Consider the following 23,233-nt stretch of genomic DNA (forward strand, 5'->3'; position numbering starts at 1 on the left):
ATACTCGGATTGCGGCACGTATTGGAGCTGTATTTTTGCTGTGCCGTCAATTTGCCCCGTAACCGTTGCATCCACACAGCAAAAAGCATTATGGAATGCAGAGTCGTAGAAGACATGCGGTTTGGATGGATCGGTAATTTCGAATACACCATCTTCTTCCCGCCGACACGCGTCCGTAAGAAGGAGCAGAACACAGAATGAGGACCATAATTGTCTATTTTTCAACTTTTTTTGCAGTCTCATCGGGAATATCAAAAGATCAGAGTCTTAATTTTCAAACTTCCCTTTTTAGCTTCTCCCGGAAAATATTTGACAACTATCTTTCTTTGCCAGTAAAAGTCCCCGTGTGAATTCTCAATATTAACCTTGCCTTTCGGTAAATAGATGCTATCAATTAAACCACCTTTTGAATAATACTCTACCAATATCCACGCAGGTCCATCCAGTGTTCCGGTAACAAAAGTCGCAACACAGCAATCGGGATGGAACGAAGCTGAATCGGTAAATGTGTGCGCTTTCGACACGTCTACAATATAAAACTCTCCCTTCTCCATTGAACAACTCGAGGCTATCCCAATTAACAGCAGGCTATTTACAAGCCTACTGTTAATGTATTTCTTAAAACTTTTAAATAGATTCATGTTTGCTCAATGGCATCGATTAGTCCCATTTGTCCAAAACATAGTTTGAGTCTGCCCTGGTAGAGGCTCTTCCGGAAGTATCCTTTTACCCAACCCGACTTTGATTGCCGCCATTACATTATCTACTATCAGGGCTATTTTGAGACCTGGAGAGTTTGCAGGTAAACTGGCAATGGACGCACTAATGCTCTTGTAAATTTGAATACCTAAGCCATTATTGTGTAGATCCATCTCCTGTTGATTGGGAGGCGACTCCAACTCGTGATTATTGGTTATTTGTAAAGTCGTGGAGGTCCCAAATTGCATACATAGAATCGCAGTCCATACAGCATGCTTGAAAGCGTTCCAATTACCGTTATCTCCATCCTGACAGTAAAACCAAAATGTGAGTGCTATTGCCGTTCCACGAGCGAATGCAGCTTGTGGGATTAACCACTTCCTATTTTCGAAATACTCTTTCTCCGTATTGTTCAGATTAGCCCATAGATCCGATACATAAGGCAATTGCATCATGGCTTCAAAAAGGACATCACTTCCTCCTGTTAATGCTACATCCAGAGAATTCGACCAAACAGTTCCTGTCCCACCTGAGCTTTGGCCAATATACACCATCTCACAAGTAGTCTCCTGATAAACCCACCCAGAGCACCCATAACCGGCCACACAACCTTGATGGTACCAATCCGTGCAGACTTCCACCATGTCGGAAGTCCGGCCACCTTTGTTGGGCCCGAATGTCGCTACCTGCTTACCTTCTTCGTAAATCAGTCCATTGACCAGCTTTCCGCTCATATCGAAAAAGTAAACTTTCCCTTCAAAATTGGAGGGATCGACCTTGCCGTTCTTAACCGTCGGCTCGTAGTCCCCATCGAATACGGTACGCATTTCCATAGCCTCAATCTTGCCGCGGACTTTGCGTACGACCAGGTTCCGCTGGATCCTTCCGGCTACGCTCTCTTCATCAGGCTTGCGCTTATCCTTTCGTCCGTCCTTAATGCGGCAGCCGAGGAAGTTGCCTGAAAGTACCGGCGCTACCACAATTTCATCTTCCACGGCCACTTTCCGCTGCGTCGCGGCGCCCCAGATAACTTTGTCATCCGGCTGACCGAGACTCCGAGCCGATTGACGGAACCCGGAGTACTATTTCTGAGCCTGCTCGACGGTGAAGTCGTCGGTGGGCAACACATTTACTTTTTCACCCGTGTCTTTACATCCAAACACAAAGGCAAAAGCAATCACCAGCGCCGCGCGCCGGGCAATGCATTTCTTCATACATTTGAAAGGTTTTGGTTGACTATTTGACTCGAACCTCAACCCCGCCCGTCAGGTACCAAGCTTACGGCGGGGTTTTGATTTGGGCGAATGTTAGGATTCCGGGAGAGATATGCAAGCCGTGTTTTGCTCATGGTAGAGGATGGACCAACATTGGGAAATAATGGCAGTTATCCAACGGGTCACATCAATTTAACTATCTGATTTTCAGTGAATCAAATCTATCCACCGGCAACTAATTTTTCCGGTTGCTTGATAATTACTTATCGCGCAGCGTGTAGAAAAAGTTAATCCATGTAAACAGGCACAAAAAGAAAGGGCGGCATCTGCTTTCGCAAATGCCGCCCTTTGAACTTCAATAACTTAAATATTACTGCCCCCCACCATACATATTAAACGCAGCCAGGTGCTTCTGGAAAATCGCCTCGTATTTCTTTGCGACGGCTTCCTGCTTGGCGTCGCGGCATTCCTGGACGATCACTTGCATGATGTACAGGTACACGTTGCTGTCGCGGCGGCGGGTGGTGGGGTTGTTTTTTGCCCAAGTGAGTACTTCGTCGGCTCGGGTGGCCATTGTTTCGGCTATTTCGAGGGCCTTTTTGGTTTCTCCCAGGTCGAACAACGGACCTATGAAGTTGGCCGAGAACTGGTCGTATGGAATGCTCTTGTCGGGCATGGTGGTCAGCGAGCGCTCGATGGCTTTTTTCGCTTCTTCCTTGCGGCCGTCGGCGATCAGCTGGCCTGTGAGGCGCAGGAATGCGATACGCGCAGTCGCTACCGGCGAACCGAGGTAGGTGTTGTCATAATAGGTGTTCGGATTATCGAGCTCGCGCCAGAACATCTTAGTCATCATATTTTTGTACATCACATCCACATTCACATAACCATCGCTTGCACCCGGTACTTTCACCGGCAACAGGCGGTATGCATAACCTTCGAGCTGCATGTATTCTTTCAGGTTCAGATAGCTCGATCCGCCCAGGGTCGACGAGAAGTAGATCGGACGTTTCCAGTCGTTGGAAGCAATGATATCGAGCATGATCAGGTCGGATTTGTACAAATCTCCCTTACCGATTGTCCAGCTGATCGAGTCGCTCACGAATGGCATGAGGTCGTTTTTGATAATCCCCATTTTCTTCACCGCCTCGGCGTCCACAGGAAGGAACAATACCGACGATGGCAGAATGGAAGTCATATCGCCGCTGGTCAAAGGCACCTGAATGGCCTTATTTTCCTGCTTCACGAGACCCATGTATTCTTTCAGGTTGATACCCGCTTTCACGCTCGGGATTTCATAGAAAGGCACGATGTCGTTCTTTCCGAATGCGTAGTTGTTTTTATCGAGCGAGATCGGCAGCGCCTCCGATTGATAAGTGCGGCGCTTCATTTGATCAATGTACCAGTCGGTACCGAGAAGGCTGAGATTACACACACGTACATCCGTGCGGAAGCCTTCCACTTCCTGCACATACCACAAGGGGAATGTATCGTTATCACCACCTGTGAACAGGATCGCATTCGGTGCGCAGGAGTTCAGGAGGTTTTTGGCAAAATCCACCGAGTGATAGCGGTGGTCGCGGTTGTGGTTATCCCAACCTTTGGCACCCATAATGACAGGCGCAACCAAACCGACCGCCGTAGCGACACCCGCTCTCGCCGTACCGCTTTTGACAAACTTACTGATCGCATCCGCGATGGCGATAACACCGTAGCCGATCCAGATACAGAAAATATAGAATGAACCCACGTAAATATAGTCACGCTCGCGTGGCTCGGTGGGTGGCGAGTTGAGGTAAACGACCAATGCCACGCCGGTCAGGATAAACAGCAAGCCTAGCACGAGCAGGTCGCGTTTCTGGCGGAAATAGCAGATCACAATACCAAACAATCCGAGCAGGAACGGCAGCATAAAATAGTTGTCATGCGCCTTGTTCTTCGCAATTGGCTCCGGGTATTTGGTCGAAACATCCCATGGGGTCATGTTCCCTGCCCCTTCTTCGTCGCTTTCACGACCTACGAAATTCCAGAGGAAATAGCGCCAATACATGTGCCCGATCTGGTAGGAGAACATGAACGAGAGGTTATGCGCCATGGTCGGCTTCTGGCCTTCCGCCAAACCCGTCATTTGCATGTACAACTGCGGGTGGCCCGGCTGCGTGCTGTACATACGCGGGAGCAGCATGTTGGCACCCGGTTCATATTCGTATTCCGGACGATAATCGTAGATCACATATTTGCCATCCTGCTTGCGGTACATCGGCGCGCCGCGTTTCTGGCTTACCGGACGTGATACGAACGACGGCCCGTACAACAACGGACGGCTGCCGTATTGCTCGCGTTTCAGGTACGAAACGAAGCTGAGTACGTCATTAGGATTGTTCTCGTTAATAGGCGGGTTGTACTCTGCACGCACGAGTACCATCAGGTAACAAGCATAGCCGATCAGTACAAATGCGAGAGAAAGCAAACCTGTGTTCAGCAACACATTGCCTTTTTTCTGAGAAAAACGGATTCCCCAGATCAGCGCACCGATGAACAATATAATGAAGAAGATTACCCCCGATTTGTAAGGCAATCCCAAAGTATTGACGAAGAATATCTCAAATTTACCTGCAATGCTCGGCAAGCCCGGAATGATACCCGAGTTGATAATCCCGAGAACAACCAGACCGCCCACAAAAGCCATAATGCCACCGAAGACGCTGACTTTCTGGTATTTTTTGAAATAATAAACCAATGCAAGTGCCGGAATGGTAACGAGGTTCAGCAAGTGAACACCAATAGAAAGTCCTACGAGATAGGCGATCAGGATCAGCCAGCGGTTCTCAGCCGCAGGGTCCTGGATACGCTCCCACTTGAATACAGCCCAGATTACAATGGCTGTAAAGAACGATGACAAACCGTAAACCTCTGCTTCCACTGCCGAAAACCAGAATGAATCCGACCAGGTATAAGCCAGCGAACCAACGATACCGGCTCCCATTACGAGCAGCGTATCGGCTTGTGTAAGCTCTTCATCATTTTTAGCGACCAGCTTGCGCACCAGCAAAGTTATCGTCCAGAAAAGGAACAGGATCGTAAATGCACTGCTCAGCACCGATACCATGTTGATCCAGTAAGCTACTTGCAGCAAATCGCCCATGGCGAAAAGGGAGAAAATGCGGCCGATTAACAGGAAGAAAGGTGCGCCCGGAGGGTGAGGAACCTGCAATTTGAACGCGCAGGCTATGAATTCCCCGCAGTCCCAGAAACTGGCAGTACGTTCGACAGTAAGGGCGTAGGTGATGAATGCAATAGCAAAGACAATCCAACCCGTAAGGTTGTTTGTACGGCTGAAACGGGTCATCTGAAAGACGGTAAATTTGAAAAAGTTATATGCACAATGCGCAAAGATGGCGACTCTTTTTGAGCAGTTCTATCAATGATCGGCCAAAATTAGCAAAATAACCACAACGGCAACGGTTTGGGAATCTTAAAAAACGTTAAAGGGGGCTGCGCCCCCGACCACCGACCATGGACCGCCGACCGCCGATCGGATGTTGGTTGCACCATACTTAAATGTTCTTTCTGCGAATGTACTTGAATAGGCGACTGCATAACCGCGGTCGGCGGTCAGCGGTCGGCCGTCGGCTGTCACTTATAAAATATCCACTTCACCAGCTCCTTATAACTCACCTTCTTGCCATACATCAGAATCCCTACACGGTAAATGCGGGCAGCTACCCAGGTGGTACCCATGAAGCCGAGTACCAGCAGCACCATCGACAATGCCAGCTCCCAGGCAGGCACTCCGAACGGAATGCGGACCATCATGATGATGGGTGAAGTGAATGGAATAATGGACGTCCAGAATGCGAGGGTACCGTCGGGGTCGCGGAGGACGAACTGGGCAAAAACAAACGAGAAAATGATAGGTAATGTAATGGGAAGCATGAATTGCTGGGTATCGGCATCATTATCCACGGCCGCACCCACTGCGCCGAACAATGCGCTGTACAGCAGATAACCGCCCAGGTAATAGAACAAAAAGCAGCCGACTATCAGCGGGATGTTGAGGCTTCCAATGGCACTTAGTACCTCGGCGACCGGGTTTTCGACATTGCCCGCAGCCTGCACCGGGATTTGCGCGTGTTGCATTTCTTTCGCGGCCTGCACCGATTCCTGGGAAATCTGGCTGCCGATAATGGCCGTCGTAGCGCTGGTCACGGCGGTAGTAAGCAATATCCACAATATGAATTGGGTTAAACCCACCAATGCCACGCCGATAATCTTGCCAAGCATCAATTGAAATGGCTTGACCGACGAAATAATCACTTCCACGATCCGGCTGGTTTTTTCTTCGGTAATGCCGCGCATGACCTGCGTGCCGTAAATGAATACCGACATGTAAATCAGGAATGCACAAATACCGCCGATGACCGTCGCAGCACCGGAGCTGCTCGTTTTCTCGCCTTCCTCGCTCAGGCTGATCGTCTCCGAACTGACATTCACGCGCGAATCTTCGAGGATTTTGTGCGTAATACCCGCCTCCGCGAGTTTGATGTCTTCAATTTCCTTCTCGATGACGTTCTCGATATCCGATTTCAAATCCAGGCTCACATTCTTTGCAGCGTAAATACGGACGCTCTTCGGCGACTTGATCACATTGGCCGGAATGTATACCAGCGCATTGGCGTCGCTGGATGGGAATGCAGCTTTCGCGGAATCAATGCTTTTGTCGATGAATTGAAATTTCAGCGTCTCCGAATCTTTGAATTTCTTCCCGAACAACCCGCTTTCGTCGAGTACCTGCACCGTTTTCGTATCCACCGAACTCATTGCCGCCCATATTACCGTCCCGTAGAAAGCCCCGAAAAGCAGCGGCCCCAGCACCGTCATCACCAGGAACGACTTCTTTTTCACCCTTACCAGGTATTCTCTTCTTATTACCAGAAATATATTTCGCATGGGGTTTCGGATTAATCACTGTGAATGGAATGTGCCCGCTTACGCCTCGGGAACTTCATTGACCGCCTTCATAAAAATTTCGCTCATCGTCGGAATGTTCTCGCCGAATGCACGAATCTCCACCTTCGACAATAAATTGAGCAACAATGCATTGGCGTTCGTATCGCCATCCAGATGTATATTGGACCGCAGGTAGCCGTCTTCGAGTATTTTCTGGTCGAGTATCTGGTAAATCGGATCCAGTTCGTCGAGATGACCTTTATATTCGACAAAATAAGTATGCGTTTTAAACTGCTCCTTGATCTCCCGCTTCGGACCATCGAGCACCTTCCGCGACTTGTGGATCAATGCGATATGATCGCAAAGTTCCTCCACGGTTTCCATCCGGTGGGTCGAGAAGATGATGGTACTGCCTTTTTGTTTCAATTCAAGGATTTCGTCGCGGATCAGGTTGGCGTTGATCGGGTCGAAACCGGAGAATGGTTCATCAAGGATGATCAGATCCGGCTCGTGCAGGACGGTGGAAACGAACTGGACCTTCTGCTGCATTCCCTTCGAAAGGTCGCCGATGGTTTTGTCCCACCAGGTTTTAATATCGAATTTAATGAACCAGCTTTTGAGCTTTTCCATCGCTTCTTTTTGCGAAAGGCCTTTCAGCTGCGCGAGGTAGAGCAGTTGCTCCCCTACTTTCATTTTTTTATAAAGCCCGCGTTCTTCCGGCAAGTAGCCGATCCTCGAAATATGGTTCGGGTTGAGCGGCACGCCGTCGAACAAGATTTGGCCGCTGTCGGGACCGGTGATCTGGTTGATAATGCGGATCAGCGACGTCTTTCCAGCCCCATTCGGCCCCAGCAACCCGAAAATGCAGCCTTTCGGAATGGCTATACTGACATTATCCAGGGCAGTATGGCTGGAATATTCCTTCGTTACATTCCTTACCTCTATGATGTTCATAAGCTCAAAACGGTGTAACCGCAAATATGCGAAGTAATTTCCCGGGTCGTGGCGACCACAAGTACAAAAGCCTCATTTGGCTGATCAATGGCAAAAATAAAAAGCGGACGGAATAATCCGCCCGCTTTCCACGGCATATGCCTTCGAATATTTATGCGTATTTCTCGCGGATCTGGAAAAGGACCCAAAAACCGATGAGGCCGCCGATGATGAAGCCGATAATGCTCAACTGGATCAGGTTACTGATCAGCCCGATCAGCAGTGCGTAGTAAAGCAGGTTCCATCCGGCGCGTTTACGTGCTTTGAGGGGTGAAAAGGCCATCAGGTACATTACCAGCGTAACGATACCCAGCGCAATCCCGACGTACGCGTTGAAAGCAATACCTGCGGAAAGCCCCCCTGCACCTAAAACAGCCCCACCGACACCCAACGCAGTAAGTAAGCCCAACACTCCGAGAACAGAGAGCACCAGGATAATGTAAGGGCCATACTGCACGAGAAATTCTTTGACGCTCTCGGAGAATGGCGGAAATTTTTGAAGGAAAATCGGTTCGAGTTCTTTCTCGAGAAGTAATTTAGATTCCATAGACGGGGGATTTATTAGCTGAATTTCAAACAATTAATTTCAAAACTAAAACAAAATCCAGGAACCCGATCCCCACGACCTATTAAGCGTTCCAACTGTTTATTTTCCGGCGGTGCAAGACTTTTTACACGGCATACCAAACACTAGTCCTCCGGGTAAGGCACATACACAAACCCCGAGAACTCACCGATCAATGCAAACAGGCAACAGAACTCTTCCGGGTTCTTGTAGTTTTCCGTAAAAAGCAGCACCGACTCCTCGCCGATCAGCTTGCGATCGACAAACTCCTGCAAATACGAGGCCTTGTAAGTATAGTTGTTCGTCAGTTCCGTCGCATCGATGAGCAGCACGCCCAGATCGACTTCATTATTGGTAACTGCAAAAATCGGATACTCCGAAAAACCGCGTTTGCGGATCTGGTAAGACGCCTCTTTCAGTTGGTCGGCGACCTTCACGAAATCCTGCGATATGTAACCCATCAACTTCTGATTCAAATCCGGAGAATTTGCATCGTCCATCAGGGCATTTTCATTGCTATTGTTAATCATAATTTTAGTAAAACTTTACATTCTCGCCGCCAGCAGCAACGTCAAATCCTTGTAACGCATATTGAAACTGCGGGCGATGTGGGAGTTGGTGAGCGTGCCTTTGTGGCAGTATACTCCCTTCATAAACCAACGATTGGCATAAATCATTTCCTCGATACCTCCTATCGTGCCGGTTTGGAGCAAAAACGGCAAAAATACATTGCTCAGCGCCGTGCTCGCCGTATGCGCCACGCGCGAGGGGATGTTCGGCACGCAGTAATGGATTACTTCGTTGTATTTAAATGTCGGGTTCTTGTGCGTTGTCATCCGCGATGTTTCGAACGACCCGCCCTGATCGATACTGACGTCGATGATCACCGAGCCCGGCTTCATTTTCGACACCATTTCACGCGTCACCACCATCGGGCTCAATCCATTCTCGGCCCGCATGGTACCGATCACCACATCCGCCCGGCCAATAGCCTCCGCGAGCGTTTCAGAATCGATAATGGACGTATACAAATTCTGCCCGATCGAGTATTTCAACCTTTGCAGACGGTAAATGTGTTTGTCAAAAACCTTTACATCCGCGCCCAGGCTCAGGGACGCACGGGTGGCAAATTCGGCCACCGTACCTGCTCCGAGGATCACGATTTTCGTTGGTGGAACGCCCGTAATGCCGCCCAGGATCACGCCCCGGCCGCCATTCGGCGTCGAAAGGTATTCAGCGGCGATAAGGAGCACCGTACTGCCGGCGATCTCGCCCATGGCGCGGATAATCGGCTTCCCGCCTACCTTGTCCTCGATCAGCTCATAGCCGATGCCGGTTATTTTCAGTTCGTTGAGTTTTTCAAAATATTGCTTTTCAAGCGCCGGCAGATTTAATGCCGAAATCAGCGTCGTACCCGCCTTCACATACCGGAACTCTTCCTCAACGAGCGGCTCCACTTTCAGGATCACATTGGCCTTATACACTTCTTCGGGACTATGAACGATCTTCGCGCCCGCCTCGCTGTACTCGTGGTCCGACAGGTTGGCGCCCTTGCCGGCATCTTTCTCCACCCATACCTCGTGCCCGTTCCTGACCAGGATCGCCACCGCGTCGGGCGTGAGCGCGATGCGGTTTTCCTGTAACGAAACCTCCCTCGGCAAGCCTATATGCAGTGAATTCTGGTCCTTTTTAACGGCCATTAACGACTCCTGGGGGTATAGCACCGACTGCTTGGCGAGCTCTTCAAAACCGGTAATCTGAGGTTGTGGCATTGACTGGCAAAATGAAGTGTGAAACTGAACTGACTAAATGTGACCTCTTATACCCTGGTGACTTCCAATATTCTCATGCCACTTTCATCCGCTTCCAGATGCAGCTGCATATAATTCAGCGGCCAAAGGTTCTCAACCTTCCCCGGCCATTCGACAAAGCAGAGATCCCCCGAATCGAAATATTCCTCCACACCCATATCCAGGGCTTCTGTTTCGTCCTTAATCCTGTAAAAATCAAAATGATAGATTGTTCTGCCCCCCGCATCATATTCATTCACCAGCGAGAAAGTGGGGCTTTGCACGTGGGTAGTGACCCCGAGATGGCTGCACAATGCCTTGATGAGCGTCGTTTTACCGGCCCCCATCTGGCCTTCGAAGAGCCAGACGGGCGTTTCTGCACCAAGCTTCAAAAGTGCTTCCGATACATTTCCAAGCTCGTCGAGTTCTTTAAAACGAATTACCGTGGGTTGTCCAATCATGTTACAAAAATACACAATTTGGAAAAACCCGTTACAATTTTATGGCTTCGGCAGCATCATACTTTCCATTCTTTCCGCATTGACCGGCCCAAGAGCTCGTTGGCCTTTTTGTCGCCTTCGAATTGCTCCTTCACTGGGTCCCATTTCAGCGAACGGCCCAAGCCGTACGCGATATTGCCGATGTTGCATACCGACGCCGTCCGATGCCCGGTTTCCACATCGCAAATGGGCAGTTTACGGGTGCGGATCGCATTCAGGAAGTCTTTATAATGATTGGTACTCACATAAACTCCGGCTTCTCCTGCATTGAAAACCTTGTCCTTCAATGGTTCAGGCGTGGTTTTCAGTTCACCGCGTGCTACAAACACCTCGCCGTCCGTACCCACGAAATGGCAATGCTGCTTGCCCTCCATCGGCCGGTGGATCACCTCCACGCCGTTGGCATATTTATAAACCAAACCCTTTCCCGGCTCTGAATAAACCAGTTCGGCAGGCCCGCTGGAATCCATGTTCAGGCCCCATTGCGCAATATCGAACATATGTGCGCCCCAGTCGGTCATACCGCCACCACCGAATTCGACGTAATCGCGCCATTTTGGCCAGAATTTCGCATCCATGGCGGGCGCGAGTTCGTTGTTGTAGGGCCTTTCAATGGCATTAGGGCCCATCCACAGGTCCCAATCGAGGCCTTCGGGTTTGGTTTCACTTTGCAAGTCCCATACTTTCGGCGGGCCGCCTACATTTACATATACCTTTTTTATCGTTCCGATAGCCCCGCTGCGCACCAGCTGTACGGCTTTCGTGAACTCCGGCGCTGAGCGCTGCATACTGCCTGTCTGGAATACACGGCTGTATTTTCTGGCAGCATTCACCATCGCACGGCCTTCTTTGACAGTCAGTGAAAGTGGTTTTTCGCAATAAATATCCTTTCCCGCCTCGGCAGCGCGTACTGCCATGGCCGCATGCCAATGGTCCGGCGCGGCAATCACCACGGCATCGATATCCTTCCTCGAAAGCAGCTCCCGGAAGTCCTTAATGCCCGTTGCGGCCTTGTAGGTGCCTTCCCCAAGCTTTTCGGAATACCATTTATTGGCGGCATTCACAAACGTCTCCTGCTTGACCGCGTACACGTCCGATGCCGCGATAATGCGCGTTTCCTGGGTATCGAGAAAGCGGTTACGCAAGCCCCCGCTCTGCCGCCCGCAGCCTATGAAGCCCAACGCAATCATGTCGCTCGGCGCTTTGTATCCTCGCCCGAGCACGTGCCTCGGTACAATCATGAAGGAAGAAACAACGGCACCTGCTTTCAGGAAGTCGCGGCGGTTCAGACGTTCGATATTCATATTTTTCGAGGAATTTGTACTAATTGAATTTAAATTAAAGGCCGAAGTAAGTGATTCTACTGGATAATGCAGTCTTATATTCAATTACATTCAACTTCCTAAACCACAGCCGTTATGATGAAACAACTACTGGCATTTGCCCTGCTCGTGGCATTGTCCGCAGGCACACAGCTCGCAAGTATGCAGCCCGCGAGGGCACAAGTCACCCCGCGCAACATTCTGGCGCAAAAGTACAGCCAAAGCGCTTTCACCGAAGCGCTCATTCCCCTCGACCAATGGGCTCCTTACCCCAAAACAGCGGAAGAATGGCGCAGCAAAACCGACCCTGCCGAACTCGCCAAGATCATCAAAGCCGGTGAAGAAGCGCTGGAAAAGCCCATTCCAATCGTTACTGCAAGCCTTTTGCTCGATTTTACCCGCAGCGGCGACCGTGAGCGCCACGCGGCGGCATCGTTCGGGCGGAGGAACCAACTGATGAACCTGGTGCTGGCAGAGGCCGTGGAGGGCAAAGACCGGTTCATGGAAGCTATTCTAAACTCCGTTTGGGCGATTTGTGAAGAAACCTACTGGGGTGTACCCGCGCATTTAAGTGCCCAAAAAGCCAAAAACGGCCTGCCCGATGTGCAGGACCCGACAGTGGACCTGTTCGGTGCCGAAACCGCAGGAGTACTGGCACTTACCGATTATTTCCTCGGAGCAAAGCTGGATAAAATGTCGCCCTTGGTAAGGCCGCGCATTTATTTTGAAACCAATAAAAAGATATTCGAACCGCTGAAAGACCCCAAGCGCTATGGCTGGCTGAGTACTACCAATCCGGTCAACAACTGGAACCCGTGGATCGTATCCAACCTGCTTATTGCCGACCTTTTGCTGGAAAAAGATGCCCAAAAGCGCGGCGATAATGCCTACCAGTACATGGTGTTCCTCGACCGGTATTTCAACAGCCTGGGCGACGATGGCGGCTGCGACGAAGGCCCGAGCTACTGGTTCGCCGCGGGTGCGAGTGCTTACGACGCGCTCGCGATCCTCGAAAGTGCTACCAATGGAAAAGTCAATATTTACGATAATGACCTGATCCGCAAAATGGCTGCATATGTGTACAAAGTGCACATTGCGAACGACTATTTCGTGAACTTCGCCGACGCCGATCCGAAACTGAAACCGGATGGATTAATGCTCTACCGCTTCGGAAAGGCCGTGGAGGACCCTGAACTGAGCGCATTGGGAGAATGGGCATACGGCCAGTTTGGCGCAGTCACGGGCGGCAACGGGTTCCAACGGCCCAGGAAAGTCTGGAACCTGCTCACTACTTCCGAATTGAAGCAGGATCAATCCAAAACATACAAACAAGTAGCGCAATCGTGGCTTTCGGACATTGAAGTGCTCACCGCCCGTTCTGACAACGGCCTGTACCTCGCCACGCACGCCGGCCACAATGCGGAAAGCCATAACCATAATGACGTCGGTGATTTCATCGTGTATGCCGACGGCGAACCGGTGATCGTCGATGCCGGGCGCGGCAATTATACGGCGAGGACGTTTTCCCCGAAGCGGTATGAGCTCTGGTTTACGCAATCGAAATACCACAATCTTCCCGTTATTAACGGATTAGGACAGCCAGCCGGGAAGCAATTCAATGCACGGAATGTAAAAAGTAATGTAACTGAAAAAGAAGTGTCGCTGGCCATGGACATCGCGCCCGCGTACCCGCAGGAAGCAGGGGTGCAAAACTGGAACCGGCTCGTGAAGCTCAACCGCAGCAAAAATGCAGTGGAAATCTCCGACGATTACGCGTTGAAACAAAAGCCCGACTCATTGCAGCAGATATTCATGACCGTCTGCAAAGTCGATACCGGCACACCGGGCAAAATCATTCTGACCACTTCCGGTAAAAAAGCGGTATCGCTCTCTTATGACCCTAAGAGCTGGACGGTTTCCACCGAACTTCCCTCCACCGAAGGCATGGAATACAACAGCTTTAAAACCAAATGGGACGGCGCACCGGTCACGCGCATTGTCCTCACCAGCAAGACGTTGAAAGCCAAAGGCAAACACAGTTTCATTATTACTAAATCCTGAACAGGCCTCATGAATTTATCCCGCAGAGATTTCCTCATTAACAGCGCCCTCGCCGGCAGCATGATCCCTTCCCTGGCGCAAGAATCGTTTGCAGGCCCCGCCAACGTCGCGGCGGGCGATCTGAAAGTCAATATTTTTTCCAAACATCTGCAATTCCTGAACTACCAGGATATGGCCGAAGTGGCGAAAGAACTTGGTTTCGATGGCATTGATCTAACCGTGCGTCCAAAGGGCCATGTGTTGCCTGAAAAGGTAGAAACAGACCTGCCATTGGCCGTGGAAGCGATGAAAAAAGTGGGTTTGGCGCCCCAAATGTTCTGTACGGCCGTCGAAGATGCAACGAACCCGGTTGCCAAAAAACTACTTGAAACGGCGGCCAAACTCGGTTTCAAGTACTACCGCATGAACTGGTACAAGTACAATGAGCAGAAAGCGATCCCCGAACAGCTTGGTGAGTTCGGCAACAAAATGGCGGGACTGAGTCAGCTGAATGAGCAACTGGGCATTTATGGCTGCTATCAGAATCATTCGGGTAGAATGGTGGGCGCGTCGATGTTCGAGATCTGGAATATTCTTCAAAAGGCCAATCAGAAGACGATGGGCGCGCAATACGACATCCGCCACGCTACCGTGGAAGGCGGCCTTTCGTGGCAAACCGGTTTCAACCTGATCCGTCCGCATATCAAGACAATCGTGATCAAGGATTTTTATTGGGAGAAAAACAATGCGGGGAAATGGGCGGTGAAGAGTGTGCCGCTGGGCGAAGGAATGGTGGATTTTAAAACCTATTTCAAACTGCTGAAAGACCTGAAAGTGGATGTACCGATCTGCCTGCACCTCGAATACCCGCTGGGCGGTGCCGATCAGGGCGCGTTTCAGATTACTGTGGACAAAAAAGTGGTTTTCGACGCGATGAAGCGTGATTTACAGAAACTGAAAGAACTCTGGGCAGCCGCTTAACAATCCGCCGCATTCATGAAATTAACGCCCATTCTCCTGTCGGCCTCATTCGCCGCGCTGTGCGGTTTTGTGATCAGCACGGATTCCACCGACCAGAATTGGTCGGAATACAATGGTAACGGCGCAAGGAGCCACTACTCGACATTAAACCAGATCACAAAAGATAATGTAGCACAACTCCAAGTCGCCTGGACCTACGCGTCCGGCGGTGCAGATACGGCGCGTAATCGCACCCAAATGCAATGCAACCCGATCGTGATCGACGGCGTTCTGTATGGCGTATCGGCGGGAATTCAGGCATTCGCTGTGAATGCCGCTACCGGCAAGGAGTTATGGAAAACGAATGTGAAAGACAATGGCGGTACGCTGAGCCGCGGCGTCACCTATTGGTCGGACGGGAAGGAGAAACGCATCTTTTTCGGAGCGGGGAAATACATTTATGCATTAAATGCCACCGATGGCTCGCTCATTCAGTCTTTTGGAGAAAACGGGCTTATTGATCTCCGGATAGGCCTCGAACGTCCGGGCGCCGACGACTACATTACTCCGAATACCCCTAACACCATTTACAAAAACCTGCTGATCACCGGCGCGCGCGTGAATGAAAATGAAACCGCCCTACTAGGCGATGTGCGTGCCTATGATGTGCGTACGGGAAAGCTGGCCTGGACGTTCCGTACCATTCCCGCGAAAGGGGAATACGGCTCTGAAACCTGGCCTGCCAATGCACGAGCGCATTTTGGCGGCGCCAATGCATGGGCCGGTATGGCTATCGATCGCGAACGGGGCATTGTTTACATTCCTACCGGCTCGGCGGCTTATGATTTTTACGGCGGCAACCGGCCCGGCAATAATCTTTTTGCCAACTGCCTCATAGCCCTCGACGCCGCAACCGGCAAACGCCTCTGGCATTTCCAGCTCGTCCACCACGACATCTGGGACCGCGACCCGCCCTGCCCGCCTAACCTCGTGACCGTCACGCACAAGGGCAAGCGCGTAGATGCGGTCGTGCAGGTAACCAAGCAGGGGTACGTCTTCGTTTTCGACCGTGTTACCGGAAAGCCATTGTTTCCAATTAAAGAAACCGCCTTCCATTTCCCGGCCATCGAAGGCGAGAAAGTGAGCGCCACGCAACCTATTCCCACATTACCGCTCCCATTCACGCGCCAGACTTTCAGTTCGAAGGACTTCAACCCATTCGTATCCGACCGGGATTCGCTCGCCGGGTTGCTTTCCAAAGCCAAAACCGGCAGCGCCTACATCCCGATCACTTCCAGCATGACCATCTTCTACCCCGGCACCGACGGCGGCGCACAATGGGGTGGCGCAGCGACCGATCCCGGCGGAATCATGTACGTTCCTGCCAAGGAAATACCTGTTTACACGTCTCTCGTTAAAAAAGAAATCCCCAAAACTACCGCAGGCGTAACCGGTGCGCAACTGTACCAGATCAACTGCGCCGCCTGCCACGGAGCCGACAAAATGGGTAATCATGACGGCTCCTACCCCTCGCTCGCCAACCTCGAAAAACGCCTGAAACCCGCGCAAATAGAAGCGATATTGCAAAGCGGCCGCGGTATGATGCCATCGTTCACGCACATTTCCGACGCCGAACGGAAAGCGATTATTGCTTATCTCAGCAATCAGGATAGTAACGAAAGCATTCAAATCGATTCCAAAACACAAGTTCCCTACCAGCACACCGGCTACAACCGCTGGTACGACCGGAACGGCTACCCGGTAAGTCAGCCGCCCTGGGGCACATTGACAGCCATCGACCTCAATACCGGCCAAAGAAAATGGCAGGTACCGCTCGGCGAATACAAAGAACTGACCGCCAAAGGCATCCCCCCGACCGGCACCGATAACTACGGCGGCCCGCTTGTCACCGCCAGCGGCCTGATATTCATCGGGGCCAGCCGCGACGAGCAGTTCCGGGCATTTGACAAAGAGACAGGTAAAATATTGTGGCAAGCTACTCTACCAGCCGCGGGCTACGCTTCTGCAAGCACCTATTCGGTGAATGGAAAGCAATATGTCGTCATAGCATGTGGCGGCGGGAAGTTGAATACGAAATCGGGAGATCGGTATGTGGCGTTTGCGCTGCCCTAGTGAATATTTCTTGACAGGAAATGTCGCCAGGCATACAATGTAGAAAGTTACAAGCTTGGCACAGACGTTAGAAATGCCCTTGGGCATATAATATTGGTAGCAAAACCAGCACGCCGCCCTTCGAAAAATGCCCTTGGGCATGTTACGGCAATGCATCGCTTTTGTATTTGTTGTTGCATCCCTGACGGGATTTTGGCGTCGATTGTAGCTCGACGTTGCTACCAATATTACATCGCTACGCGATTATGTTGGTGATGATATCGTCATTGTATCTGAAATCTAAGTGCAATGCAGTCGCCGAAATTTTCTTTTTCTCCGTTGTCATGGCAAATCGCGTTGATGCTAGTCAAATACAATGTAATGCATTAATCTCCTGTCAATCCTAAACATCCTGCACAAGTGCCTTGCCCAGTTTTCGGGGAAGATTACCTTTGTGACAAAGCAAAATCTAAAACTATGCCTTCAAAAATTCTCAATGTCGGTTTAATTGGCTTCGGCCTTTCGGGGCGGTATTTTCACTCGCCGTTCCTGAGTACCAATCCGAATTTCAAGATCAAAACGGTGGTCGAGAGATCCAAAAACGAGGCGCAGGAGTTCGACCCGACGATCGGCAATGCACGGTCGGTGGAAGAGCTGCTCAGCGACGAGGAGATCGACCTGGTTTTTATATGCACGCCCAACGATACGCATTTCGAGTATGCGATGGACGCCCTGCAAAACGGCAAGCACGTCGTGATCGAAAAACCGTTTTCGGCTACCGAAGATGAGGCCCGTCAATTGGTAAAAGTGGCCAAAGAGAAAGGCCTGATATTGACCGCCTACCAGAACCGCCGCTGGGATTCCGACTTCCTGACCATTCAGAAACTGCTCGACGAAGGCAAACTGGGCGATGTGATCGAATACGAATGCCGCTACGACCGCTACCGCGAGGCGGTTGCCGGCTCATGGAAAGAGCGCGCGGTGCCCGTGGGCGGCAATGTATATAACCTCGGCCCGCATTTGATCGACCAGGCATTAGTGCTCTTCGGCGAGCCCCAAACAGTTACCGCGGATATCCGTATCGTCCGCCCGAACAGCGAGATCGACGATTATTTCGACATCCGCTTGGGTTATGCCGACAAATCGGTGATCGTGAAATCGAGCCTGATGGTGTATGAAAACCACTTACGTTATGTGCTGCATGGCACGAAGGGTTCATTCATTAAAGGCGGCCTGGATCCTCAGGAAGAAACTTTGCGTAAGAATGTGCTGCCTACCGAAAAGCCGTGGGGAGTGGAACCGGAAGATCGCTGGGGTAAGCTTTACAGCTCGGACTTTACCGGCATTGTGGAAAGCGAAGCGGGTGACTATATGCCGTTTTACCAGAATGTGTACGACGCTATCGTAAACGGAGCAGAACTTGCCGTGAAGCCCGAAGAAGTATTACGTACCTGCCGCGTGATCGACCTCGCATTCCAGAGCAGCAACGAAAAGAAAGTATTGGCTTATTAAACGGCCGTTATAAAATAGCAAAAGGCAGTCCGAAATATCCGGACTGCCTTTTTTATTGCCAAATTAGTAGGCTTATGTTATTTGATAACCGCTGTTACCTGACGTTTTGTTTCAGTCGAGATCGCGAATGGCTTTGTAGAGATTTCGCTGCCATTGTTGATTACGAAGCTGTAATTTCCGTCTGCAAGGTTCGACAGGTCGAAGATCTTAGTGTAGTTTTCAGACTTAGGAATCGATGTGCTGTAAACGATTGTTCCTGTGTAGTCTTTGATAACCAGTGAAGATCTTTCTTTTACGCTTTCAAGAGACAATTTGAATTTCAATTCTGCACCTGAAACCAGCTCGATAGAAGCGTTGTTTTCTTTTACTTTGTCAGCAGCGATTGAAAGATTTGCAGTTGATACTCCCACCAAAACTGCGATTGCCAAGATAGTCTTTTTCATTTTATTCTTAATGTTTTAATGTCTGATTCAATGTTACCAATTTGCACTTTTCAGGCATCTACCTGTTCAAGTTCTCTGAGCTTTCGGATGTTCTTCGCTTTTGCTCTTTGGACAATACAAAGGTACCCAACATTGTGATTAAAAGTCAATAAGGGCGATTTAGACAAGCCAAAGTTCTTTTTTCAATGGTGGGTAAATATTGGAATAATACTATGTTTCTAGAAAAAGTACAGCAAGTCGTTTGAAATTTGCCAGTTCTATTGGAATAGTACAAATTACTAAAATTGCACTATTTCTATATATTAAAATAGTATACTTAGTTGGTAGGTTTTTGTGACAAAGACACGAAGAAACACGAAGCACCTGAATTCGTGTTTCTTCGTGTCTTCGTGGCAAAAAAATCTGCAACCAGTTAAAGTATTTCCGAAAGCCAGCCGTCTACCCATCTGTAATAGCATTAAAAGTCCGTTTGTCGCAGAAAAAGCCAAATATCATCCAGACCGTCGCATCCTATGGCAAGCAATTGCTGGGGTTCATCCGGCAGCGCGTGAATACCGATGAGGATGCGGAGGACATTTTGCAGGATGTCTGGTACCAGCTGAGCACCGTGCCGGAGATCGAGGCGATAGAGCAAATGAGCAGTTGGCTGTTTCGCGTTGCCCGTAACCGGATCATCGACAAATACCGCAAACAAAAGCCGGAATCCCTCGAAGATCATGGCTATGAAGACGAGGATGGCGAATTTCATTTCAAAGACATCCTGCTCGCCGACGACAATACACCAGAAACCGCCTATTTGAAGGACCTTTTTTGGGAGCAATTGAACATTGCCCTCGACGAGCTTCCGGAAAATCAGCGGCAGGTTTTTATCTGGAACGAACTCGAAGATCAGACGTTCCAGGAAATCGCCGATCGTACCGGAGAGAATATCAAAACATTAATATCCCGCAAGCGCTACGCCGTCCGCCACCTTCGCGAGCGGCTCGAAAGCGTGTACCGGGAGTTTGTAAATTATTAAATTTGTTGACCATGATGAACCCGCAAAACAGAGGTAGGAGGTTTCGGCTTGCGCTACCGGTTTTTATCCTGATCGCAGCCCTCGGTCTCGGCGCTATTGTACAATGGCTCTGGAACGCCATTCTGCCCGCTGCCGCCAACTTTAACACCATTACCTACTGGCAGGCGGTAGGGTTGTTTATCCTGTGCAAAATACTGTTCGGAGGCTTCCGCGGGGGGCCAGGTCACCACCGGCATCACGACAAATGGCAAAGATTCAACCGGCGTTTCGGGCGTGGAGGGCGTGAAGAAATCATGGCCTGGAAGAACAAATGGATGCAAATGACCGACGAGGAGCGGCGGCGCTTCCGCCAGGAGATGCGTAATCGTTGGCGAAAACCACCTGAGAATATGTAATGTATACCAAACCCGGCCCGCCAGCCGGGTTTTATTTTTTACTGGACTTTTAAAGTATTTCTCCCGACTGTACGTCTGCAATGATGTAGGCGCAAACGACGCGCCGTTATTCATCAAAACCAGACAAAATCATGTTCATCGTCATTCTAAAATCGATAGGGGCCGCGGTCCTGGCGGGCTTGTTTCTGCTAGCGCTCCCGTTCCTGATATTCAAAGCTATATTCTTCTTTTTCTTCGTCGGACTAATTTTCAGGCTGTTCGCAGGAAGAAGCCGCTACCGCAGATGGCGGCATTACCATTCGGGCTATTATGGTTATCCAGAGGCCGGTTTCGGTGGCCCGCAGCGGGAATACCTGGCCGATCCGTTTGGTCCGGCACCTCAAAAAGTTTAAAACAATATTTCATCCAACAAACAATTAAATACCATGTGTGATAACAGATTCGGACGTCGCGGCTTTGGAATGCGCCACGACCATTATGGCCGCAACTTTGGCCCGCAGCGCGAGTTCCGCGTACCGGTGAACATCGTCAAAAACGATGATAGCTACGAAATGCTCATCTTCGCGCCCGACCGCAACAAGGAAGATTTCAAAATCAATGTGCAGGGATTGGAACTCACCATTTCCTATGAACTGAAAGACAACCTGGGCGAGAAGCGCAACTGGGTCAGGCAGGAGTTCAGCAAAAGCTCGTTCCAACGGACATTCATGATCGACAACACCGTCGATACGGAAAATATCAGCGCACAATATATCAACGGCATCCTGCAACTTACGCTGCCGATTGTGCCCGGTTCGGATAAGCCTGCGCAGGAGATCAATGTAAGTTAAGCTATTTAAAATACTTCATCAACGAAGAAAGCCCCTGCATAACCGCAGGGGCTTTTCTGATTACAAACGCTTAACAAATACTGGTTTTAACTAACCAAAAGTCATTTATACGCAGGGTCTTGTGTGAGCGTAGCCGCTCCCGCTTTGTACGACCGGTCGATGGCCTCCTGCGGAATAGGGAAAAACTCGTTCTTGCCTTTTGTGAAGGTCGAACCCTTTTTGTAAACTCTCTTATTACCTTCTACTGCCGCGTAGGCATTCAATACCTCCGCCGCAATGCCCCAACGTTGGAGGTCGAAGAAACGGTGGCCTTCCATCGCGAATTCAAGCCGGCTTTCGAAGCGGACTGCTTTACGCGCGACAGCCGCGTCTGCCCAGGCCTGATCATAAGTTTTGATCACATAGTTTGCCGCAGGCTCATTCAACACAGAATAATCGTCCCTCGATTTTGGTCCTTGCACCGCTTTTTTCACAAAACCAGCCGGATTCATTGCCCGTGTACGCACCTGGTTCACCAATTTCCGTGCATTTTCGAGGTTACCCAGCTCTACGTCGCATTCAGCCAGCCAGAGCAGGATCATGCCGTAGCGCATAATGCGGTAGTTGTTGCTCGAAAGGTTACCCCAGCCATTGATACCAAAGCCCGCTTTCTCTGAAATGTGTTTTTTGGGAGAATAAGGTCCCGCGTAAGTCTGGTCGCGGATGAAGTCGCTGCCGTGGATTTTGAAATCCTTGAAAAGAATGCCGCGGCGACCGACTGTCTGATCGAGGCGCGGATCGAGTGTTCCCGTATACGGCTCGAAAGGATCGCTGTATTTCAAACCCTGGTCGTTTTTCACGTCGCTTTCGTTGAAATTATCCAGCATCGGAAGGCCAGCGGCAGTCGTTTTAAATGCATTCACGAGGTTCTGAGAAGGCTGATAAAATCCGCAACAGCCCCATGGGTCAATGTAAGGGTGAGCCAAACCCACGCCCGCGTCGGCCGCGTCACCGGATGCGCTCGAAACGGCATACTGGATTTCGAAGATCGATTCGGCATTGTTACGGGTCGCGATCAGGAAGTTATCTTCGAACTTCGGAGCGAGCGAAAACTTGCCCGATGCGATGATTTGTTCCAGAATAGGTTTCGCTTTTTGCAAAACAGCCACATTAGCCGCACCGGTGGAGACATTCCAGCCCTGGTACATGTAGGTTTTGGCGAGAAAAGCGAGCGCAGCCCATTTGGTAGGACGTCCTACCTGTGATTGTGCTTCGGGAAGCCCTTCCGACGCCGCTTTGAAGTCGGCCTCGATCATCGGCCATACGTCCTTGTCGTTAGGCACCTTGGTACTTTCCAGGTCGTCGAGTTTGTAAATCGTCTCGTCGATGTACGGGATGGTTTTCCACATTTTCTTCGCCTCGAAGTGAAACAGGCCGCGCAGGAACCGTGCTTCGGCGATGATCTGCTTTCTGCGGGTATCGCTTACCTCTGGCACTTCCGCCAATGTATTAATCACATCATTGGTACGGGCAATGCCTTTGTACAATCCGCGCCATTTGTTTTTGATGTGGTTGTTGGTAGGCTGAAAGTCCCATTTCTCGATAAACGATTGCTCCGGCTGGTCACCGGCGTCGGTACCTTTGTAGGAATCATCGGAAGCAAGCCCGCCGAAAACCCAGCTCTGAATGTCGTTGTTCCACGAATCCTGACCGTCGAGGCCTTGTCCGTCGATCATCGCGTAGGCGCCCACGAGCAAGCCTTCCACACCCGAAGGTGTTTTGAGGGCCGTCGGGCTGTATTGTCCCTGCGGATCGCGGCTCAGGAATGAGTCTTTGCAAGCAGAGACAATCCCGATTGCCAGCCCCACCGATAGCATGTATTTTACAAGTCTTGAATTCATATATATTGAATTT

Annotated in this window: 21 protein-coding genes; 8 read left to right on the plus strand and 13 right to left on the minus strand. The window is 50.4% G+C overall.

Annotated elements, in window-relative coordinates; genetic code table 11:
* Positions 1-251: 251 nt before the first annotated feature.
* The 11 genes from BLQ88_RS14160 to BLQ88_RS14205 form a co-directional block, all read right to left on the minus strand.
* Entirely contained in the window at positions 252-554 is a 303-nt protein-coding gene (locus BLQ88_RS14160) for a hypothetical protein (protein WP_143016848.1), read from the minus strand.
* A gap of 93 nt (positions 555-647) precedes the next feature.
* Positions 648-1,694 carry a DUF6973 domain-containing protein gene (locus tag BLQ88_RS14165; protein ID WP_143016849.1) on the minus strand — a complete coding sequence of 349 codons (1,047 nt, stop codon included), beginning with the start codon at positions 1,692-1,694 and terminating at the stop codon, positions 648-650.
* Between the two features lie 87 nt (positions 1,695-1,781).
* Positions 1,782-1,913, minus strand: coding sequence for a hypothetical protein (locus tag BLQ88_RS37360; protein ID WP_262485701.1), 132 nt, complete (start codon positions 1,911-1,913; stop codon positions 1,782-1,784).
* Between the two features lie 370 nt (positions 1,914-2,283).
* Positions 2,284-5,259, minus strand: coding sequence for a glycosyltransferase family 117 protein (locus BLQ88_RS14170; RefSeq protein WP_090150952.1), 2,976 nt, complete (start codon positions 5,257-5,259; stop codon positions 2,284-2,286).
* 287 nt (positions 5,260-5,546) lie between these two features.
* Entirely contained in the window at positions 5,547-6,860 is a 1,314-nt protein-coding gene (locus BLQ88_RS14175) for an ABC transporter permease (RefSeq protein WP_090150956.1), read from the minus strand.
* Positions 6,861-6,899: 39 nt separating this feature from the next.
* Complete coding sequence (locus tag BLQ88_RS14180) at positions 6,900-7,814, minus strand: ABC transporter ATP-binding protein (protein WP_090150959.1); 915 nt, start codon at positions 7,812-7,814, stop codon at positions 6,900-6,902.
* A gap of 151 nt (positions 7,815-7,965) precedes the next feature.
* The gene (locus BLQ88_RS14185) at positions 7,966-8,400 is read right to left on the minus strand and encodes a hypothetical protein (RefSeq protein ID WP_090150962.1); all 435 of its coding nucleotides are present in this window, start codon (positions 8,398-8,400) and stop codon (positions 7,966-7,968) included.
* A gap of 143 nt (positions 8,401-8,543) precedes the next feature.
* On the minus strand, positions 8,544-8,948 hold the full coding sequence (locus BLQ88_RS14190; RefSeq protein ID WP_090150965.1) for a hypothetical protein: 405 nt from the start codon (positions 8,946-8,948) through the stop codon (positions 8,544-8,546).
* A gap of 15 nt (positions 8,949-8,963) precedes the next feature.
* The gene (locus BLQ88_RS14195) at positions 8,964-10,190 is read right to left on the minus strand and encodes an alanine dehydrogenase (protein WP_090150968.1); all 1,227 of its coding nucleotides are present in this window, start codon (positions 10,188-10,190) and stop codon (positions 8,964-8,966) included.
* A 47-nt stretch (positions 10,191-10,237) separates the two neighbouring features.
* Positions 10,238-10,669, minus strand: coding sequence for a tRNA (adenosine(37)-N6)-threonylcarbamoyltransferase complex ATPase subunit type 1 TsaE (gene tsaE, locus BLQ88_RS14200; protein ID WP_090150970.1), 432 nt, complete (start codon positions 10,667-10,669; stop codon positions 10,238-10,240).
* 56 nt (positions 10,670-10,725) lie between these two features.
* Positions 10,726-12,012, minus strand: coding sequence for a Gfo/Idh/MocA family protein (locus BLQ88_RS14205; protein WP_090150973.1), 1,287 nt, complete (start codon positions 12,010-12,012; stop codon positions 10,726-10,728).
* A gap of 114 nt (positions 12,013-12,126) precedes the next feature.
* On the opposite strand from BLQ88_RS14205, the gene BLQ88_RS14210 reads away from it, so the two are divergent.
* The 4 genes from BLQ88_RS14210 to BLQ88_RS14225 all read left to right on the plus strand — a co-directional run bounded on the left by BLQ88_RS14210 (position 12,127) and on the right by BLQ88_RS14225 (position 18,654).
* Positions 12,127-14,091, plus strand: a complete 1,965-nt coding sequence (locus BLQ88_RS14210) for a heparinase II/III domain-containing protein (protein WP_090150976.1) — start codon at positions 12,127-12,129, stop codon at positions 14,089-14,091.
* 9 nt (positions 14,092-14,100) lie between these two features.
* Positions 14,101-15,051, plus strand: coding sequence for a sugar phosphate isomerase/epimerase family protein (locus BLQ88_RS14215; RefSeq protein ID WP_090150979.1), 951 nt, complete (start codon positions 14,101-14,103; stop codon positions 15,049-15,051).
* A gap of 15 nt (positions 15,052-15,066) precedes the next feature.
* Complete coding sequence (locus tag BLQ88_RS14220) at positions 15,067-17,163, plus strand: outer membrane protein assembly factor BamB family protein (RefSeq protein ID WP_090150981.1); 2,097 nt, start codon at positions 15,067-15,069, stop codon at positions 17,161-17,163.
* A 456-nt stretch (positions 17,164-17,619) separates the two neighbouring features.
* Positions 17,620-18,654 carry a Gfo/Idh/MocA family oxidoreductase gene (locus tag BLQ88_RS14225; RefSeq protein WP_090150984.1) on the plus strand — a complete coding sequence of 345 codons (1,035 nt, stop codon included), beginning with the start codon at positions 17,620-17,622 and terminating at the stop codon, positions 18,652-18,654.
* 77 nt (positions 18,655-18,731) lie between these two features.
* On the opposite strand, the gene BLQ88_RS14230 is transcribed toward BLQ88_RS14225, so the two are convergent.
* A complete protein-coding gene (locus BLQ88_RS14230; protein ID WP_090150987.1) occupies positions 18,732-19,097 on the minus strand; it encodes a T9SS type A sorting domain-containing protein in 366 nt (121 codons plus the stop codon).
* A 469-nt stretch (positions 19,098-19,566) separates the two neighbouring features.
* On the opposite strand from BLQ88_RS14230, the gene BLQ88_RS14235 reads away from it, so the two are divergent.
* The 4 genes from BLQ88_RS14235 to BLQ88_RS14250 all read left to right on the plus strand — a co-directional run bounded on the left by BLQ88_RS14235 (position 19,567) and on the right by BLQ88_RS14250 (position 21,340).
* A complete protein-coding gene (locus BLQ88_RS14235) occupies positions 19,567-20,115 on the plus strand; it encodes an RNA polymerase sigma factor (protein ID WP_090150990.1) in 549 nt (182 codons plus the stop codon).
* Between the two features lie 11 nt (positions 20,116-20,126).
* On the plus strand, positions 20,127-20,510 hold the full coding sequence (locus BLQ88_RS14240; RefSeq protein WP_090150993.1) for a hypothetical protein: 384 nt from the start codon (positions 20,127-20,129) through the stop codon (positions 20,508-20,510).
* A gap of 131 nt (positions 20,511-20,641) precedes the next feature.
* Positions 20,642-20,902, plus strand: a complete 261-nt coding sequence (locus tag BLQ88_RS14245; protein ID WP_090150995.1) for a hypothetical protein — start codon at positions 20,642-20,644, stop codon at positions 20,900-20,902.
* Between the two features lie 33 nt (positions 20,903-20,935).
* Complete coding sequence (locus BLQ88_RS14250) at positions 20,936-21,340, plus strand: Hsp20/alpha crystallin family protein (RefSeq protein ID WP_090150997.1); 405 nt, start codon at positions 20,936-20,938, stop codon at positions 21,338-21,340.
* A 101-nt stretch (positions 21,341-21,441) separates the two neighbouring features.
* Here BLQ88_RS14250 and BLQ88_RS14255 read toward each other — a convergent pair whose 3' ends face one another.
* Complete coding sequence (locus BLQ88_RS14255; protein WP_090150999.1) at positions 21,442-23,220, minus strand: RagB/SusD family nutrient uptake outer membrane protein; 1,779 nt, start codon at positions 23,218-23,220, stop codon at positions 21,442-21,444.
* Positions 23,221-23,233 lie beyond the last annotated feature (13 nt).

Source organism: Dyadobacter soli (assembly GCF_900101885.1).
GTDB classification, from domain to species: Bacteria; Bacteroidota; Bacteroidia; order Cytophagales; family Spirosomataceae; genus Dyadobacter; species Dyadobacter soli.

Bases quoted from the DNA above. Each gene is read 5' to 3' on its own strand.
- BLQ88_RS14210 (WP_090150976.1), top strand. From the start codon at position 12,127: ATGATGAAACAACTACTGGCATTTGCCCTGCTCGTGGCATTGTCCGCA.
- BLQ88_RS14180 (WP_090150959.1), bottom strand. From the start codon at position 7,814: ATGAACATCATAGAGGTAAGGAATGTAACGAAGGAATATTCCAGCCAT.
- BLQ88_RS14195 (WP_090150968.1), bottom strand. From the start codon at position 10,190: ATGCCACAACCTCAGATTACCGGTTTTGAAGAGCTCGCCAAGCAGTCG.
- BLQ88_RS14245 (WP_090150995.1), top strand. From the start codon at position 20,642: ATGTTCATCGTCATTCTAAAATCGATAGGGGCCGCGGTCCTGGCGGGC.
- tsaE (WP_090150970.1), bottom strand. From the start codon at position 10,669: ATGATTGGACAACCCACGGTAATTCGTTTTAAAGAACTCGACGAGCTT.
- BLQ88_RS14160 (WP_143016848.1), bottom strand. From the start codon at position 554: ATGGAGAAGGGAGAGTTTTATATTGTAGACGTGTCGAAAGCGCACACA.
- BLQ88_RS14240 (WP_090150993.1), top strand. From the start codon at position 20,127: ATGATGAACCCGCAAAACAGAGGTAGGAGGTTTCGGCTTGCGCTACCG.
- BLQ88_RS14185 (WP_090150962.1), bottom strand. From the start codon at position 8,400: ATGGAATCTAAATTACTTCTCGAGAAAGAACTCGAACCGATTTTCCTT.
- BLQ88_RS14175 (WP_090150956.1), bottom strand. From the start codon at position 6,860: ATGCGAAATATATTTCTGGTAATAAGAAGAGAATACCTGGTAAGGGTG.
- BLQ88_RS14205 (WP_090150973.1), bottom strand. From the start codon at position 12,012: ATGAATATCGAACGTCTGAACCGCCGCGACTTCCTGAAAGCAGGTGCC.
- BLQ88_RS14190 (WP_090150965.1), bottom strand. From the start codon at position 8,948: ATGATTAACAATAGCAATGAAAATGCCCTGATGGACGATGCAAATTCT.
- BLQ88_RS14225 (WP_090150984.1), top strand. From the start codon at position 17,620: ATGCCTTCAAAAATTCTCAATGTCGGTTTAATTGGCTTCGGCCTTTCG.
- BLQ88_RS14170 (WP_090150952.1), bottom strand. From the start codon at position 5,259: ATGACCCGTTTCAGCCGTACAAACAACCTTACGGGTTGGATTGTCTTT.
- BLQ88_RS14215 (WP_090150979.1), top strand. From the start codon at position 14,101: ATGAATTTATCCCGCAGAGATTTCCTCATTAACAGCGCCCTCGCCGGC.
- BLQ88_RS37360 (WP_262485701.1), bottom strand. From the start codon at position 1,913: ATGAAGAAATGCATTGCCCGGCGCGCGGCGCTGGTGATTGCTTTTGCC.
- BLQ88_RS14250 (WP_090150997.1), top strand. From the start codon at position 20,936: ATGTGTGATAACAGATTCGGACGTCGCGGCTTTGGAATGCGCCACGAC.
- BLQ88_RS14230 (WP_090150987.1), bottom strand. From the start codon at position 19,097: ATGAAAAAGACTATCTTGGCAATCGCAGTTTTGGTGGGAGTATCAACT.
- BLQ88_RS14255 (WP_090150999.1), bottom strand. From the start codon at position 23,220: ATGAATTCAAGACTTGTAAAATACATGCTATCGGTGGGGCTGGCAATC.
- BLQ88_RS14220 (WP_090150981.1), top strand. From the start codon at position 15,067: ATGAAATTAACGCCCATTCTCCTGTCGGCCTCATTCGCCGCGCTGTGC.